The organism is Pseudomonas sp. Leaf48, from assembly GCF_001421885.1.
GTDB lineage: Bacteria > Pseudomonadota > Gammaproteobacteria > Pseudomonadales > Pseudomonadaceae > Aquipseudomonas.
Genome location: NZ_LMLH01000028.1, coordinates 132,792 through 148,821, shown reverse-complemented (window position 1 = coordinate 148,821; position 16,030 = coordinate 132,792). Strand labels below are relative to the sequence as shown.

Here is a 16,030-nt window from a genome sequence, read left to right as displayed (position 1 = left end):
ATGTTGAGCGTGAACAAGCTGGATCAATCGCAGTCTGTTCTGCATCGAATTTTTATTTGCCGAGGCGCCATTGGCGCGTCGCTACCGTGAGATAGCCGTCCTCCATGTTTGGTTCCAACGACGACAAGAAGACCCCAGCTGCGGCTGGCGAGAAAAAAAGCCTGTTCGGATGGCTGCGCAAAAAGCCGCAGGAACCCGTCGTCGAACAGCCACAGCCCATTTCCGAGCCCGCGCCGGCACCCGTAATAGAAGAAGCGCCCGCACCGGTTGTCCTGCCACTTGCCGAACCTGTGTTGCAGCCGACGCTCGAAGCCCGGCCTGAACCGGTCGCTGAAGTCGCCGCTCCATCGCCGCAAGCGCCAGCGGCCGAGCCCTGGCTGACATTGCCGGTGGCGGAAGAGCAGGTGGCGCTGGTTGTAAATGATCAGGCGCCGCACGTGACGCCACCGATTCCAGCCCCGGCAGCATTCATACCAGCGCCGGTTCAGGAGCCTGTCGTTGAGGCGGTTGTTGAGGCAGTTGTTGAGCCTGTCGTTGAGCCGGATGTTGAGCAGGTCGTTGCACCTGCCACCGTGGCTGAGCCTGCGCCTGCGCCTGCGCCTGCGCCTGCATCTACATCTACATCTGCACCCGCACCGGTAGTGGTCGAGGCTGTAGCGAATTCATACGCAGAGCCAGCGCCAGAGCCGGTTGCTCCAGTTGCATCCGCTCCAGCCTTTGTACCGGTGCCTGCTCCAGCGTCTGCGCCGGTCATCGCTCCAGTCGAAGTGGTCACTGACGCGACTGCTGAGACGCCCGTCGAACCTGTTCGTAGCGAAGAAACCAAGGCCGGCTTCTTTGCCCGCCTCAAGCAGGGTCTGTCCAAGACCAGCGCCAGCATCGGCGAAGGCATGGCCAGCTTGTTTCTGGGCCGCAAGGCCATTGATGACGAACTGCTCGAGGACCTCGAAACCCGTCTGTTGACCGCTGACGTTGGCGTCGAAGCGACATCGGTGATCATTCAGCGTCTGACCCAGAAGGTCGCACGCAAGGAACTGGCCGATGCCGATGCCCTGTACAAATCCCTGCAAGCCGAGCTGGCCGCCATGCTCAAGCCGGTCGAGCAGCCGCTGAAAATCACTTCACAGAACAAGCCGTTCGTGATCCTGGTGGTCGGCGTCAACGGGGCCGGCAAAACCACCACCATCGGCAAACTGGCGAAGAAGCTGCAGCTCGAAGGCAAGAAAGTCATGCTCGCCGCGGGCGACACTTTCCGCGCGGCGGCGGTTGAGCAGTTGCAGGTCTGGGGCGAGCGCAACAAGATTCCGGTGATCGCCCAGCACACGGGGGCCGATTCGGCCTCGGTGATCTTCGACGCCGTACAGGCGGCCAAGGCCCGTGGCATCGATGTGCTGATCGCTGACACTGCCGGTCGCCTGCACACCAAAGACAACCTGATGGAAGAGCTGAAGAAGGTTCGCCGGGTCATCGGCAAGCTCGACGCCGACGCGCCGCACGAAGTGCTGCTGGTCCTCGATGCGGGCACCGGCCAGAATGCGATCAACCAGGCCAAACAATTCAACCAGACCGTCGCACTCACTGGCCTGGCGCTGACCAAGCTCGACGGCACGGCCAAGGGTGGGGTGATTTTCGCCCTGGCCAAGCAGTTCGGCTTGCCGATTCGCTATATCGGCGTCGGTGAAGGCATCGACGATTTGCGTACCTTTGAAGCAGAACCCTTTGTCCAGGCACTGTTTGCCGAGCGGGAGCGTTCATGATTCGTTTCGAACAGGTCGGTAAACGCTACCCGAACGGTCACGTGGGCTTGCATGAGCTGAGCTTTCGAGTCCGTCGGGGCGAATTTTTGTTTGTTACCGGCCATTCCGGCGCCGGTAAAAGCACCTTGTTGCGGCTGTTGCTGGCCATGGAACGCCCGACCAGCGGCAAACTGCTGCTCGCCGGGCAAGACCTGAGCACCATCAGCAACGCGCAGATTCCTTTCCTGCGCCGGCAGATCGGCGTGGTGTTCCAGAATCACCAGTTGCTGTTCGATCGCACCGTTTTCAACAACGTTGCGCTGCCGTTGCAGATTCTCGGCCTGTCCAAGGCCGAGATCGTCAAACGCGTGGACTCGGCGCTGGAGCGCGTGGCGCTGTCGGACAAAACTGATTTGTACCCCGGCGACCTGTCCACCGGTCAGCAGCAGCGCGTCGGCATCGCCCGCGCCATCGTCCATCGTCCGGCCTTGCTGCTGGCGGACGAGCCAACGGGTAACCTCGACCCGCGTCTGGCGGCGGAAATCATGGGTGTATTCGAAGACATCAACCGCCTGGGCACCAGCGTGCTGATCGCCAGCCACGACCTGGCCCTGATTGCCCGCATGCGCCACCGCATGCTGACGCTGCAGCGCGGTCGATTGATCGGCGACGGGGAGGCTGCCGTATGAGTGCTACACGTAGCCCCAAGGTTTCCGAGCGAGTGGCTCCGAAAGCCGCCGATCCGCAGCCGCAGAAGAAAAAACACGACGATGACGACGGGCCGGACTTTTCCACATTGTTTCGTGCGTGGGTCGAAAGCCATCGTGCCAGCTTGCTGGACAGCCTGCGCCGCCTGGGCAAGCAGCCGATCGGCAGTTTCTTTACCTGCCTGGTGATGGCGGTGGCCCTGAGTTTACCCATGGGGCTGTCACTTTTGCTAAGTAACGTCGAGCGCCTGGGCGGGTCCTGGCAGCGTGCGGCGCAGATTTCCCTGTATCTGGAAATTAACGCGAGCTCCGCTGAGGGCGAATCGCTGCGTGAACAGATCAAGGGCATGCCTGGCGTGGCCGACGCGGAATACGTCGGCCGGGAACAGGCGCTGGAAGAGTTCCAGCAGCAGTCCGGTCTGGGCGAGGCGCTCAAGGAGCTACCGGAAAACCCGCTGCCGGGGGTGGTGCTGGTGACGCCGAAAGAGGTCGACAAGCCCGCGCTTGAAGCATTACGACAACAACTTTCCGAGCTGCCGAAGGTACAACAGGCGCAACTTGATTTAGTCTGGGTCGAGCGTCTGGCAGCCATCCTCAAGCTGGGTGACCGTTTTGTCTTCGGTCTGACCGTGCTTCTGGTTTCTGCATTACTTTTGGTGATAGGCAATACCATTCGTCTTCATATTGAAAACCGCCGCACAGAGATAGAAGTGATTAAACTGGTCGGAGGCACTGACAGCTATGTGCGCAGGCCCTTTCTGTACATGGGCGCGCTGTATGGCTTCGGTGCGGGGATTCTCTCCTGGGGCGTGCTGGCATTTGGCCTTGACTGGCTGAACGACGCGGTGGTTGGGCTGGCCGGTTTGTACGGCAGTGATTTCGCGCTGGCCGGAGTGCCCGTTGCCGATGGTCTGTCTCTCTTGCTTGGCGCGGTGCTGTTGGGGTATATCGGTGCATGGATTGCAGTCGCACGCCACCTGAGGGAGCTTGCGCCTAAGTAGTATCATTTTGCTCGTATTGACCTTTCAGCGTTTTTGGGAACTTGTCTTTCGGTTTCCGGTCAATTTTCGCAGTGCTGAACTGCACGAGTTTGTAAGTGGGAGGTTTTTTCGTATGACCAATTCTTTGCAACCTGCATATGCTCTGGTCCCGGGTGCGAACCTGGAGGCCTATGTGCACACGGTGAACAGCATTCCATTGCTGACGCCGGAGCAGGAGCGTGAACTGGCCGAGAGTCTCTATTATGAGCAGGATTTGGGGGCGGCTCGGCAGATGGTGCTCGCCCACCTGCGTTTTGTCGTACATATCGCCCGTAGCTATTCCGGCTATGGTCTGGCTCAGGCGGACCTGATCCAGGAAGGTAACGTCGGCCTGATGAAGGCCGTGAAGCGCTTCAACCCGGAAATGGGCGTGCGCCTGGTGTCCTTTGCCGTGCACTGGATCAAGGCGGAAATCCACGAATTCATCCTGCGCAACTGGCGTATCGTGAAGGTCGCGACCACCAAGGCCCAGCGCAAGCTGTTCTTCAACCTGCGCAGCCAGAAGAAGCGTCTCGCCTGGTTGAACAACGAGGAAGTCCATCGTGTGGCCGAAAGCCTCGGTGTAGAGCCTCGCGAAGTGCGCGAGATGGAAAGTCGCCTGACCGGCCATGACATGGCCTTCGATCCGGCTGCCGAAGCGGATGACGACAGTGCTTTCCAGTCGCCGGCCAACTATCTGGAAGACCACCGGTACGACCCGGCCCGTCAACTGGAAGACGCCGACTGGAGCGACAACTCCAATCACAACCTGCACGAAGCGCTGGAAGTGCTGGACGACCGCAGTCGTGACATCCTCTACCAGCGCTGGCTGGCAGAAGAAAAAGCCACGCTGCACGACCTGGCACAGAAGTACAACGTGTCGGCCGAGCGTATTCGTCAGCTTGAGAAGAGCGCGATGAACAAGCTCAAGTTGTCGATCGCCGCATAAGCTGCGTACTGGCAATAAAAAACGCCCCGGTCATTGATCGGGGCGTTTTTTTTGTACTCATTCACAGATTCACCTTGGTCCCTGTGGGAGCGGGCTTGCCCGCGAAGGCGTCATGTCAACCGCTACACCCGTCGCTGACACACCGCAAGTTGTGTCCGAAAATCGTGATCGGCTATTGGGACCAGGGCGCACGGCGCGAAGCGTTCAAGCCCGCCAGATAACTATCGCCACCCAACTGACTCATCTGCTGCCGAATCCATCCGGCCCGACGTGCGACGTAGTTGGTCGGGTGACTTGCGCTCCAAACGCGTGGGTTTGGCAGTACGGCGGCCAACAGACTCGATTGCTGGCGGCTGAGATTTTTTGCGCTGATGGCGAAGTGATGCCTGGCTGCAGCCTCTGCCCCAAACACCCCGTCATCCCATTCGACGCTATTGAGGTACACCTCCAGAATCCGTTCCTTGGGCCACAACACCTCGATCAACGCGGTAAACCAGGCTTCCAGACCTTTGCGCAGCCAGCTGCGGCCTGACCACAGGAACAGGTTCTTCGAGACTTGCTGGCTCAGGGTGCTGGCACCACGGATCGTGCCGCCGAGCTCGTTGTGGGCGAGGGCTTTCTGGATGGCGCCGAAGTCAAAGCCCCAGTGCTCGGGGAATTTCTGATCTTCACCGGCAATCACAGCCAGCTTCAGGTCGTCGGAGATTTCATCCCACGGCTTCCAGGTGCGTTGCAGGTCAATGGGTTCGCCATCGAACCAGGATTCGATCTTGCGCTCAACCATCAGTGCGGTTCCCGGTGGCGGAACGAAGCGAAAAATCAGCACCAGCAAAACGCTGCCGCCCATGAACCACAGCACGGCCTTGGTGAAACGACGGAAATAAATACGCAGCATAGAGATGGCTTGGCCGAACCCGTTGAGCGGGCCATTATACAGACCCTGTTGATCGACACTGACTGGAGTTCTTCATGCTGCGTGGCTTTTTGATGTTGGCCGCTTTTTTCGGCTTCACCGGTGTCGGCCTGGGTGCCTTTGCCGCTCACGGCCTGAAAAACCGTCTGAGTGCCGAGTATCTGGCGATTTTCCATACCGGCGTGACCTATCAGTTGGTGCACACCCTGGCGCTGCTGGGCGTGGCGCTGCTGGCCACGCAGATCCCGGGGCGCCTGGTTACGTGGGCCGGCGCATCGTTCGCCATCGGCATCCTGCTGTTCTCCGGTAGCCTCTATGTGTTGACGCTGACCGGAGTGAGCAAGTTCGGCATCATCACGCCCTTTGGCGGCCTGGCGTTTCTGATAGGCTGGCTATCTCTGGGTCTGGCTGCCTACCGATTGTCCTGATCTGCAGGAGCCGGCTTGCAGGCGATGAAGGCGATGCGGTGAAACAGCCAGGCCGAGTAGCCTGCATCGCCAGCAAGCCGGCTCCTACAATGCGTCCGTCCATTTCAAGACGAATGGCTTGGGTCAGCCTGACTGATCGGGCTAGAATGCCAGCCCCTAAAAATGATGGCGGCATCCGGCATGCGCATTCAGTTGAACGGCGAATCCCTTGAACTGCCCGACGGTGAAACCGTTGCGGCCCTGCTGACCCGTCTGGATCTGACCGGACGCCGGGTGGCGGTCGAACTCAATCTGGATATCGTCCCGCGCAGCCAGCATGCCGAGACCACGCTCAACGACGGCGACAATGTCGAAGTCGTGCACGCCATCGGCGGCGGTTAGCCGAATGGCCCGCATGGGCCGAGAATTCTGCAAGACCCTCACCCTTAAAGAGGATTCCCCATGAGCATCGTTCGTAGCGACAAGCCTTTTGTTCTGGCCGGTCGTACTTACCAGTCGCGTTTGCTGGTTGGTACCGGCAAGTACCGTGACATGGAAGAAACCCGCCTGGCCATCGAAGCCTCGGGTGCCGAGATCGTCACCTTCGCCGTGCGCCGCACCAACCTTGGTCAGATCGAGGGCGAGCCGAACCTGCTCGAAGTGCTGTCGCCGGATCGCTACACCTTCCTGCCGAACACCGCCGGTTGCTACGACGCGATCGAAGCCGTGCGCACCTGCCGCCTGGCCCGTGAGCTGCTCGATGGTCACAATCTGGTGAAGCTGGAAGTGCTGGCCGACCAGAAAACCCTGTTCCCCAACGTGATCGAAACCCTCAAGGCCGCCGAAACCCTGGTCAAGGAAGGCTTTGACGTGATGGTTTACACCAGTGATGACCCGATCATCGCCCGGCAACTGGCGGAAATCGGCTGTATCGCCGTGATGCCGCTGGCCGGTCTGATCGGTTCCGGCCTGGGAATCTGCAACCCGTACAACCTGCAGATCATCCTCGAAGAAGCGAAAATTCCGGTGCTGGTGGATGCCGGTGTCGGTACCGCATCCGACGCCACCATCTCCATGGAGCTGGGCTGCGACGCGGTGCTGATGAATTCGGCCATCGCCCACGCGGGACAGCCGATCATGATGGCTGAAGCCATGAAACACGCCATCGTTGCGGGCCGCCTGGCCTACCTCGCCGGCCGCATGCCGAAAAAACTCTATGCCAGCGCCTCTTCGCCGCTGGATGGTCTGATCAAGTAAGAGCCATTGATGACTGAATCGAACGACACGCCTATCCAGCCGGAAGAGGGCGACGAGCGCCAACACCGCCGCATCAAGAGTTTCGTGATGCGCGCCGGGCGCATGACCGAAGGCCAGCAAAAAGGTCTGGAGCAGGGCACGCCGCTGTTCGTGCTACCGCTGGCTGACGCCCCGGTGGATTTCGACCAGGTGTTCGGTCGCGCAGCAAAGCGCTCGCTGGAAATCGGTTTCGGCATGGGCCATTCGCTGCTGGAAATGGCAGCGGCCTCGCCGGAGCAGGATTTCATTGGCGTCGAGGTTCACCGTCCGGGTGTCGGCGCGCTGCTCAACGGCGTGCTCACCCAGGGTTTGACCAACCTGCGGGTCTACGATTGCGATGCGATCGAAGTGCTCAACCGCTGTGTGGCCGACAACAGCCTTGATCGCCTGATGCTGTTTTTCCCGGACCCATGGCACAAGAGCCGTCACCACAAGCGTCGTATCGTTCAGGCTTCGTTCGCCGAACTGGTGCGCAGCAAGCTGAAGGTTGGCGGTATTCTGCACATGGCCACCGACTGGGAACCGTATGCCGAGTACATGCTGGAAGTGATGAATGTCGCGCCGGGTTATCGCAACCTGGCCGAAGACGGCAAGTGCGTACCGCGCCCGGCCGAGCGCCCGATCACCAAGTTCGAACGCCGCGGCGAACGGCTTGGGCATGGGGTTTGGGATTTGAAGTTCGAGAAACAGTCCTAAGCCAGTCGCAATACCCAATGTGGGAGCGGGCTTGCTCGCGAAGGCGTCGTGTCAGTCGACATTAATGTTGTCTGATACACCGCTTTCGCGAGCAAGCCCGCTCCCACAGTTGTTTTGTATGTGCCGCAGGATCAGCGGCGGTCAGCTACTACGCCTATCAACACCAACACCACCAACAACACCGGCGCCAGGCTGTAGTTGTTGAACTGGCTCAAGCCCTTGACGATCCACGGCGTGGCATAGATCAGCGCCGCACCGCTGCCGATCATGCACAGCAGGGACATCAGCGGGACGCGCAAGGCGCCGGCGATGCTGCCCAGGCGTTGCTCGACCCAGCCTTTGAAGTCCGCGCCAAACAGCACCAGCAGGCAGCCCACCAGGGCCAGGGCGATTTCCGAGAGGTTGCTGCGGCTCCAGCGCGATACCGTGGCGAGCAGGTCGAGTACCAAGTCCATTCGATTTCCTTATGTCAGAAAATTCTGCAGCAAGTCATTGAGAAAGAGTTGTCCGCGCTCGGTGGCCACCAGACGTGACGGTTCGACCTGCAACAAGCCGCTTTGTTCGGCGTCAAGGCGGCCTTCAGCAAGGCTTTGCAGGCTCATGCCGGTACGTTCCGGGTACAGCCGCGATTCTACGCCTTCAGTCAGACGCAGCGCGTTCATCAGGAACTCGAACGGCATTTCTTCGTTGCCCAGCGCTTTCTCGCCAGCCTGGAAGCTTTTCGCCGGATTCAGGTAATCCTTCGGCAGTCGGGTCTTCCAGGTGCGAATGATGCGCCCGTCCGGATGGCTGAGCTTGCCATGGGCACCCGCGCCAATGCCGATGAAGTCGCCAAAACTCCAGTAATTGAGGTTGTGGCGCGCCGGACGACCGGGCAGGGCATAGGCCGACACTTCGTATTGCGCGTAACCGTGTTCGGCCAGCAGCGCTTGCCCGGCTTCCTGGATGTCCCACAGCGTGTCGTCTTCGGGCAGCGTCGGCGGCTGGTTCCAGAACACGGTGTTTGGTTCCAGGGTCAGCTGATACCACGACAGGTGCGTCGGTTTCAGGGCGATGGCTTGACGCAGATCGCCCAAGGCATCGTCCAGGGATTGATCGGGCAAGCCATGCATCAGGTCCAGATTGAAGTTATCGAACCCTGCCTGACGCGCCATGCCAGCGGCGCGGATGGCTTCGTCACCATTGTGGATCCGTCCCAGCGCCTCGAGTTTCGCTTGCTGAAAGCTCTGGATGCCAATCGACAGGCGATTGATACCCAGTGCCCGGTAGGCGACGAACTTTTCCTGCTCGAACGTGCCGGGGTTGGCTTCCAGGGTGATTTCGATGTCGTGGGCAAACGGTATGCGCTGCTCCACGCCTTTAAGCAGTCGCCCCAATGCCGCAGCACTGAACAGGCTCGGAGTACCGCCGCCGAAGAAGATCGAGCTCAGTTCGCGGCCGTAAACGGCATGCAGGTCCTGATCGAGGTCGGCCAGCAGGGCGTCCACATACTCCTCTTCCGGCAGCACCTTGCTTGCGGTGTGGGAGTTGAAGTCGCAATACGGGCATTTGCGCACACACCACGGAATGTGAATGTACAGCGCCAGGGGCGGTAGCACTGGCAGCGCCGCCCGAGGCGATTGCGCGGCGCCGCCGAAGATCAGCGACGACGCGGATGATTCGCCGGTCATTTCAGGCCCAGACGCTGGCGCAGCAGATCCATTGCGCGGGCGCGGTGGCTGATCTGGTTCTTGTCGGCCGGGCTCAGTTCGGCGCTGGAGCAATCGCGCTCCGGCACCCAGAACAGCGGGTCGTAGCCAAAACCGTGCTCGCCGCTGGCCTGGGTCAGGATGCGCCCGTGCCACAAGCCTTCGCAGAGGATCGGCAGGGGGTCATCGGCGTGACGCACCAGCGCCAGCACGCAGACGAACTGTGCGCCGCGCTCGGCTTCAGGCACGTCTTTTAGGACATCAAGCAGTTTGGCGTTGTTCGCCGCATCGCCCTGGCCATCGGCATAACGCGCCGAGTAGATGCCCGGCGCACCACCGAGGAAATCCACAGCCAGCCCGGAATCGTCGGCCAGCGCCGGCAAGCCCGAGATGCGCGCGGCATTGCGGGCCTTGAGAATGGCGTTCTCGACGAACGACAGACCGGTTTCTTCCGGTTCCACGCTGCTGAACTCGCCGATCGAGCGCAGTTGCACCGAGTCGCCGAGCATGGCCTGGAGTTCCTTGAGTTTGCCGGCGTTATGGCTGGCCAATACGAGTTGCGTGAAGTTGATCATTCGCCGGGGAAGAGCTCTTGGTTGAAATTGATGGTGTTGATTTTGTCACCGTTCTGCACCTTGATCTCGAAGGTGCGGACTTCCTGCTGGTTTACCGGGAATTGCGCGATGTAGTAGATCGCGCCTTGTTCGGTGATCTGCTTGAACTTCAGTGGCACGGTCTGGCTGGTCAGGTCTTTGACCGAGCCGCTGACTTGCGCCATCACCGGCTTGCCTTCCTTGATCAGCGAGACGTTGATCACGCCCTGGTTCTTGCTGCGCACCAGCTCCGCCGCTTTGGCGATGTCCGGCGTCAGGTAGGTGGAATTGAAGGTGTTGTAGTGCACCGTCACGTCGCCGAAGGTTTCCTGGCGCTCGCCCTTGATGACGTCAGCTGCCATGGCGGTAGCGCTCAGGCAGGCAGTGAGTAAAAACAGTGCTAGACGACCCATGATCTTCTCCTCGAAATAGGGTGATTCAGACCGCTACCTTGTGGTCTGCAAGCCCCGGGCTGCTGACCCGGTAGATACCGATCTCACCTAACAGATTAGGCCAAAGCTTGCTGGCCCACCCGTGTCGATGCTGTTGATCCACTGCCAGCCGATCAATGACCTTGGCTTCACGTTCGCGACACAAGGCTTCAAAGTCCGCGAAGGTGCAAAAGTGGATGTTTGGCGTGTTATACCAGGTGTATGGCAGGAACTCGGAAACCGGCATCCGGCCCTTGCTTGCCAGGTACCAGCGGCAGCGCCAGTGACCGAAGTTGGGGAAGGTGATGATGCACTGCCGGCCCACGCGCAGCATTTCATCGAGGATCTTGTCCGGGTAGTGCACCGCTTGCAGCGCCTGGGTCATGACCACGATATCGAAACTGTTGCTGGCGAAGTTGCCCAGGCCCTTGTCCAGGTCCTGTTCGATGACGTTAATGCCCTTGGCCACGCACTCGGCGATGTTGTCCGCGTCGTTTTCCAGGCCGTAACCGGTGACCTGCTTATTGTCGCGCAGCCAGGTCAACAATTCGCCATCGCCACAGCCGAGGTCGAGCACGCGACTGCCGGCGGGGATCCATTCCTGGATGATTTCCAGATCAGCTCTCATGGCTTTCTCACAACGTAATGCGGTTCATGTAATTGCCGAAGGCCTGCAAGTAGCGCGGAATCGGAATCAGGAAGGCGTCGTGGCCTTGCGGTGCGTCGATCTCCAGGTAGCAGACGTCTTTGCGCGCCGCCATCAGCGCGTCCACCAGTTCCCGGGAACGGGCAGGGGAGAATCGCCAGTCGGTGGTGAACGACATCACGCAGAACTTGGCCTTGGCGTTTTCGAAGGTTTTTGCCAGGTTATCGTCGAAGTTCGCCGCCGGATCGAAATAGTCCAGCGCCTTGGTCATCAACAGATAGGTGTTGGCGTCGAAACGTCCGGAGAACTCTTCACCTTGATAGCGCAAATAGCTTTCGACCTGGAACTCGACGCTGTGGAAGTCGTAGTTGAGCTTCTCACTCTTGAGGCCGCGGCCGAATTTCTCGCCCATGGAGTCGTCGGACAGGTAGGTGATGTGCCCGACCATCCGCGCCAGCATCAGCCCGCGCTTGGGGATCACGCTGTGTTCCTGGAACGAGCCGCCGTGGAACTCGGGGTCGGTGAGGATTGCCTGGCGCGCCACTTCGTTGAAGGCGATATTCTGCGCTGACAGCTTGGGTGCCGAGGCAATGGCCAGGCAGTGGCGTACCCGGTCCGGGTAGGTGATGGTCCATTGCAGGGCTTGCATGCCGCCGAGGCTGCCACCAATGACCGCAGCCCATTGGTCGATGCCGAGCAAGTCGGCCAGGCGCGCCTGGCTGTGCACCCAGTCTTCCACGGTCAGCACCGGGAAGTCGGCGCCGAATGGCTTGCCGGTCTCGGGGTTGACACTGCTCGGGCCAGTGGAGCCGTTGCAGCCGCCTAAGTTGTTCAGGCTGACCACGAAGAATTTGCTGGTGTCGATCGGCTTGCCGGGTCCGATACAGCTGTCCCACCAACCCGGTTTGCGGTCTTCGGGGCTATGGTAGCCAGCAGCATGGTGGTGACCGGACAAGGCGTGACAGATCAGTACGGCGTTGCTCGCCGTGGCGTTCAGCGTGCCGTAGGTTTCATAGATCAGGTCATAGGCCGGGAGCGATCGACCACAGGCCAATGCCAGGGCTTCGCTGAAGTGCGCCACTTGCGGCGTCACCAGACCAACAGAATCGGGGGGAAAGGCAGCTGGCATCGACCCTGCTCTCGTTGAAATGAGGCGTAAGTCTAAAGACCGGTGGGGTTAGCGGCAAGCAATGGCGGGGGTGTTTGGTAAATGGGTGTATGGCTTGCAAGCGCTGCCCTCACCCTAGCCCTCTCCCGGAGGGAGAGGGGACTGACCGAGTCGATTATTCGAGCTGCATCGACCTGGGCAATCGAGTCGAACTCAGGTCCTGAAATCGACACAAATCGGCCCCCTCTCCCTCGGGAGAGGGCTGGGGTGAGGGGCGGCGGCGACGCGCATTCAAGTTGTGCGCGCATCAAGCCCCGGCAAATCGGGCAACTTCTTCGGCGAACAGATCCGTACCCGTTTCTGCCGGTTCAACTCGCCACTGATCAAGCTGACCTGACTCTTGGAAACCCCGAACGCCTTGGCCAGAAACGCCATCAGGTACGCATTGGCCTTGCCCTCGACCGGCGGAGCGGTCAGGCGGATTTTCAGGCGATCGCCATGCCGCCCGCAGAAATCATCGCTGCGGGCGGCCGGTTGCAGGTGACACTCCAGAATCAGGTCGTCACCGTCCCAGCGAAAGTAGCTCATCAGATCAAGCCGAGCATCCCTTGGGGCATGTAGGCAAAAAACGCCAGGCGTGGGATCAGCCAGCTTTGCAGCAGCTGGATCACGATGAACGCGAAGATCGGCGAAATGTCGAGACCACCCAGGTTCGGGATGATCCGGCGGAACGGCGCAAGCACCGGCTCAGTAATCTGCGCCACCAGCTCTGCGCCGGGATTGTGGCTCCCCGGGGCTACCCAGGACAGAATTACGCTGATGATCATCGCGTAGAACAGAATGTTCAAAAACAGTGAGAAGAGCGCGATCAGTGCCCACGGCACCAACAGCACCAGGTCGACCATGATGCCTTTGAGCGCCAGGATGACGGCAATCAACAGCATCTGCAGGATCAGCGCCAGCACCAGCGACGACATGTCCAGACCGAACATGCTGGGGATGACTCGACGCAGTGGTTTGAGCAGCGGTTGAGTGGCCTTGACGATGAACTGGCAGAGCGGGTTGTAAAAATTGGCCCTCACCAGTTGCAGGATGAAGCGCATCAGCACGATCAGCAGGTACAGGCTGCCAAGGGTTTTAATGATGAAAATGGCAGCGTCATTGAGTCCGAGCATCTTTGATTCCTTTGTAAGAGCTGATTAGCGACCGAGTTGCTCAGCCATCTCGGCCGAGCGGTGCGCAGCGGCACCCAGTGCTTTTTCTACCAGGGCTTCAAAGCCATTGGCCTGGAACGATTTGATTGCGGCTTCCGTGGTCCCCGCAGGCGAGGTGACGCGGCGCCGCAGTTCTGCGGCGTCGACGTCGCTGGAAACTGCCATGTGAGCGGCACCCAGGGCAGTTTGCAGGGTCAGTTGTGCGGCGATGTCCGCTGGCAGGCCGAGTTTCACGCCGGCGGCGGTCATGGCCTCGATCAGCAGGAAGAAGTACGCCGGCCCCGAGCCAGAAACGGCAGTGACGGCGTCCAGTTGCTGTTCCTGGTCCAGCCACAGGGCGATACCGACCGCCGAGAGCAGCTCTTGCGCTTGCTGACGTTGTTCAGCAGTGACCTGGGCCGTGGCAAACAAGCCGCTCACGCCCTGACGCAGCAGCGCCGGGGTGTTGGGCATGCAGCGCACGATCGGCTGGTTGCCGAGCCAGTTGTTCATGCTGGCGCAAGTGATACCGGCAGCGATCGACACCACTAACTGTTCGGGAGCAAGGCTTGGCCGAATGGCTTCGCACACGGCTTTCATGGCCTGGGGTTTGACCGCCAGGACGATTACGTCAGCGCCTTCAATGGCTTGAACGTTGTCGGCATACACTTCAATGCCGAGTTCGGCATTTACCCGGGCGCGGGTTTCTTCAAATGGATCGCTGGCGCGGATCTGTGCCGCTTCCAGACCCTTGGCCCGCAGGCCGCCGATCAGGCTGGCGGCCATGTTGCCGGCACCGATAAAGGCAATGCGTGTCTTGCTCATGTCAGGTCCTTATAAAAGAAAGAGTGCGTCATTTCATGGCTGACCATAATCGCGGGCACCAAACAGGGCTGTACCGATGCGAACCCAGGTGGCGCCTTGGGCAATGGCCGACTCAAGGTCGTGGCTCATGCCCATGGAAAGTGTGTCGAGTGGCAGATCGAGGCTGGCTTGCAGGTTTTGTACCGCAGCGAACGCGGCATCCTGGGCCGCGCGATCTTCCGTGGGCTCGGGAATCGCCATTAATCCGCGTAACTTCAGGCGCGGCAGGGTGCTGATGGCATTGGCCAGGGCCGGCAGGTCGGCCGGGTTGCAACCGGATTTGCTGGCTTCACCACTGACGTTGACCTGGATGCAGATATTCAGGGGGGGCAAGTCGGCAGGGCGTTGTTCGGACAGGCGTTGTGCGATTTTCAGGCGGTCCACGGAATGCACCCAGGCGAAATGCTCGGCGATAGCGCGAGTCTTGTTCGACTGAATGGGGCCGATGAAGTGCCAGATCAAGGGCAGGTCAGCCAGTTCGAGCTGCTTGCCAAGGGCTTCCTGCAGATAGTTTTCGCCAAAGTCGCGCAGACCGGCCGCATAGGCTTCGCGCAGCGCGACCGCAGGTTTGGTCTTGCTCACGGCCAGCAACTGGACGCTGTTTTCGTCGCGCCGGGCGGCAAGTGTTGCGGCATGTATGCGCGAACTAACCTGAAGAATGTTGTCTGCTATGTTGGACATCAAGAAGCGCCGGCGGTCTGAAGGTTCGCGGCATTCTACTGGAATTGAGGAGCGCTATGGATATCACTGAACTGCTGGCGTTCAGCGCAGAACAAGGCGCATCCGACCTGCACCTTTCTGCGGGTCTGCCGCCGATGATTCGGGTCGACGGTGATGTTCGGCGTATCCATTTGCCCGCCTTGGACCACGAACAGGTCCAGGCGCTGATCCATGGCGTCATGAGCGAGAGTCAGCGGGTGGACTTCGAGAAGCGCCTGGAAATCGATTTTTCCTTTGAGGTGCCCGGTGTCGCGCGCTTTCGGGTTAATGCGTTCAACCACAATCGTGGCGCGGGCGCAGTGTTTCGCACCATCCCCTCGAAAGTGCGGAGCATGGACGAACTGGGCATGGGGGAAGTGTTCCGCAAAATGACCGATGCTCCGCGCGGCCTGGTGCTGGTGACCGGTCCGACGGGGTCCGGCAAGTCCACCACGTTGGCGGCGATGATCGATTACCTCAACAGCCATCGTCATCACCACATCCTTACCATTGAAGATCCGATTGAATTCGTTCATGAACCGCGCAAATGTCTGATCAATCAGCGTGAGGTCCACCGCGATACCCGCAGTTTCGCCACAGCCCTGCGCTCGGCGTTGCGCGAAGACCCGGACGTGATCCTGGTGGGGGAATTGCGTGACCTGGAAACCATTCGCCTGGCGTTGACTGCCGCGGAAACCGGGCATCTGGTATTCGGCACGCTGCACACCACTTCGGCGGCCAAGACCATCGACCGGGTGGTGGATGTATTTGCGGGGGACGAGAAGTCGATGGTGCGCTCGATGCTCTCTGAATCGTTGCTGGCGGTGGTGTCCCAGACACTCGTCAAGAAAGTCGGGGGCGGGCGCATTGCGGCCCGGGAGATCATGCTGGGGACATCGGCGATCCGTAACCTCATCCGGGAGGACAAAGTGGCGCAGATGTACTCAGCGATTCAGGCGGGAGGCTCGCTGGGGATGCAGACGCTGGATATGAGCTTGAAGGATTTGGTGACCAAGGGGCTGGTCAGTCGTGAGCATGCGCGGGAGAAGGCGCGCTCGCCGGATAGCTTCTGAGGGGGAGTTGCA

20 protein-coding genes are annotated in these 16,030 nt (G+C 60.2%); 9 read left to right on the top strand and 11 right to left on the bottom strand.

The annotated features are described in order from the left end of the window. Positions 1-104 precede the first annotated feature (104 nt). From ftsY to rpoH, 4 genes are all read left to right on the top strand, one after another. Entirely contained in the window at positions 105-1,757 is a 1,653-nt protein-coding gene (gene ftsY, locus ASE98_RS16610) for a signal recognition particle-docking protein FtsY (protein WP_060542426.1), read from the top strand. Beyond that, the gene (ftsE, locus tag ASE98_RS16605) at positions 1,754-2,425 is read left to right on the top strand and encodes a cell division ATP-binding protein FtsE (RefSeq protein ID WP_060542425.1); all 672 of its coding nucleotides are present in this window, start codon (positions 1,754-1,756) and stop codon (positions 2,423-2,425) included. Before ftsY ends, ftsE begins: the two co-directional genes overlap by 4 nt. Next, entirely contained in the window at positions 2,422-3,444 is a 1,023-nt protein-coding gene (gene ftsX, locus ASE98_RS16600) for a permease-like cell division protein FtsX (protein ID WP_060542424.1), read from the top strand. Before ftsE ends, ftsX begins: the two co-directional genes overlap by 4 nt. 112 nt (positions 3,445-3,556) lie before the next feature. Further along, positions 3,557-4,411: an RNA polymerase sigma factor RpoH gene (gene rpoH / locus ASE98_RS16595; RefSeq protein WP_007897890.1), complete on the top strand. Its 855-nt coding sequence runs from the start codon at positions 3,557-3,559 to the stop codon at positions 4,409-4,411. Between the two features lie 172 nt (positions 4,412-4,583). Here rpoH and mtgA read toward each other — a convergent pair whose 3' ends face one another. Beyond that, positions 4,584-5,306, bottom strand: a complete 723-nt coding sequence (gene mtgA / locus ASE98_RS16590; protein ID WP_060542423.1) for a monofunctional biosynthetic peptidoglycan transglycosylase — start codon at positions 5,304-5,306, stop codon at positions 4,584-4,586. A 74-nt stretch (positions 5,307-5,380) separates the two neighbouring features. Between mtgA and ASE98_RS16585 the strand changes: the two genes are divergently transcribed. The 4 genes from ASE98_RS16585 to trmB all read left to right on the top strand — a co-directional run bounded on the left by ASE98_RS16585 (position 5,381) and on the right by trmB (position 7,723). Next, positions 5,381-5,752 carry a DUF423 domain-containing protein gene (locus tag ASE98_RS16585; protein ID WP_060542422.1) on the top strand — a complete coding sequence of 124 codons (372 nt, stop codon included), beginning with the start codon at positions 5,381-5,383 and terminating at the stop codon, positions 5,750-5,752. 180 nt (positions 5,753-5,932) lie between these two features. Next, entirely contained in the window at positions 5,933-6,133 is a 201-nt protein-coding gene (thiS, locus tag ASE98_RS16580) for a sulfur carrier protein ThiS (RefSeq protein WP_162237401.1), read from the top strand. A 60-nt stretch (positions 6,134-6,193) separates the two neighbouring features. Next, positions 6,194-6,988 (top strand): thiazole synthase, encoded by a 795-nt coding sequence (locus ASE98_RS16575; protein WP_060542421.1) that lies wholly within the window; start codon positions 6,194-6,196, stop codon positions 6,986-6,988. 9 nt (positions 6,989-6,997) lie between these two features. Further along, positions 6,998-7,723: a tRNA (guanosine(46)-N7)-methyltransferase TrmB gene (trmB, locus tag ASE98_RS16570; protein ID WP_060542420.1), complete on the top strand. Its 726-nt coding sequence runs from the start codon at positions 6,998-7,000 to the stop codon at positions 7,721-7,723. Positions 7,724-7,854: 131 nt separating this feature from the next. On the opposite strand, the gene ASE98_RS16565 is transcribed toward trmB, so the two are convergent. From ASE98_RS16565 to ASE98_RS16520, 10 genes are all read right to left on the bottom strand, one after another. Beyond that, positions 7,855-8,178, bottom strand: coding sequence for a DUF3392 domain-containing protein (locus tag ASE98_RS16565; RefSeq protein ID WP_060542419.1), 324 nt, complete (start codon positions 8,176-8,178; stop codon positions 7,855-7,857). 9 nt (positions 8,179-8,187) lie between these two features. Beyond that, entirely contained in the window at positions 8,188-9,393 is a 1,206-nt protein-coding gene (hemW, locus tag ASE98_RS16560; protein ID WP_060542418.1) for a radical SAM family heme chaperone HemW, read from the bottom strand. Then, positions 9,390-9,986: an RdgB/HAM1 family non-canonical purine NTP pyrophosphatase gene (gene rdgB / locus ASE98_RS16555; protein WP_060542417.1), complete on the bottom strand. Its 597-nt coding sequence runs from the start codon at positions 9,984-9,986 to the stop codon at positions 9,390-9,392. Before rdgB ends, hemW begins: the two co-directional genes overlap by 4 nt. Further along, positions 9,983-10,417 (bottom strand): DUF4426 domain-containing protein, encoded by a 435-nt coding sequence (locus tag ASE98_RS16550; protein WP_060542416.1) that lies wholly within the window; start codon positions 10,415-10,417, stop codon positions 9,983-9,985. The genes rdgB and ASE98_RS16550 overlap by 4 nt, the downstream gene beginning before the upstream one ends. A gap of 25 nt (positions 10,418-10,442) precedes the next feature. Continuing rightward, positions 10,443-11,063: a methionine biosynthesis protein MetW gene (gene metW / locus ASE98_RS16545; RefSeq protein WP_060542415.1), complete on the bottom strand. Its 621-nt coding sequence runs from the start codon at positions 11,061-11,063 to the stop codon at positions 10,443-10,445. A gap of 7 nt (positions 11,064-11,070) precedes the next feature. Continuing rightward, positions 11,071-12,210 carry a homoserine O-succinyltransferase MetX gene (gene metX / locus ASE98_RS16540; RefSeq protein WP_060542414.1) on the bottom strand — a complete coding sequence of 380 codons (1,140 nt, stop codon included), beginning with the start codon at positions 12,208-12,210 and terminating at the stop codon, positions 11,071-11,073. A 270-nt stretch (positions 12,211-12,480) separates the two neighbouring features. After that, a complete protein-coding gene (locus ASE98_RS16535; protein ID WP_060542413.1) occupies positions 12,481-12,777 on the bottom strand; it encodes a DUF167 domain-containing protein in 297 nt (98 codons plus the stop codon). Then, on the bottom strand, positions 12,777-13,364 hold the full coding sequence (locus tag ASE98_RS16530) for a YggT family protein (protein WP_060542412.1): 588 nt from the start codon (positions 13,362-13,364) through the stop codon (positions 12,777-12,779). The genes ASE98_RS16535 and ASE98_RS16530 overlap by 1 nt, the downstream gene beginning before the upstream one ends. Before the next feature lie 24 nt (positions 13,365-13,388). After that, positions 13,389-14,207: a pyrroline-5-carboxylate reductase gene (gene proC / locus ASE98_RS16525; protein ID WP_060542411.1), complete on the bottom strand. Its 819-nt coding sequence runs from the start codon at positions 14,205-14,207 to the stop codon at positions 13,389-13,391. A 33-nt stretch (positions 14,208-14,240) separates the two neighbouring features. Beyond that, positions 14,241-14,927, bottom strand: coding sequence for a YggS family pyridoxal phosphate-dependent enzyme (locus ASE98_RS16520; protein ID WP_060542410.1), 687 nt, complete (start codon positions 14,925-14,927; stop codon positions 14,241-14,243). A gap of 56 nt (positions 14,928-14,983) precedes the next feature. Here ASE98_RS16520 and ASE98_RS16515 point away from each other — a divergent pair, with 56 nt between their 5' ends. Continuing rightward, positions 14,984-16,018, top strand: coding sequence for a type IV pilus twitching motility protein PilT (locus tag ASE98_RS16515; RefSeq protein WP_060542409.1), 1,035 nt, complete (start codon positions 14,984-14,986; stop codon positions 16,016-16,018). The last annotated feature ends 12 nt before the right edge of the window (positions 16,019-16,030 follow it).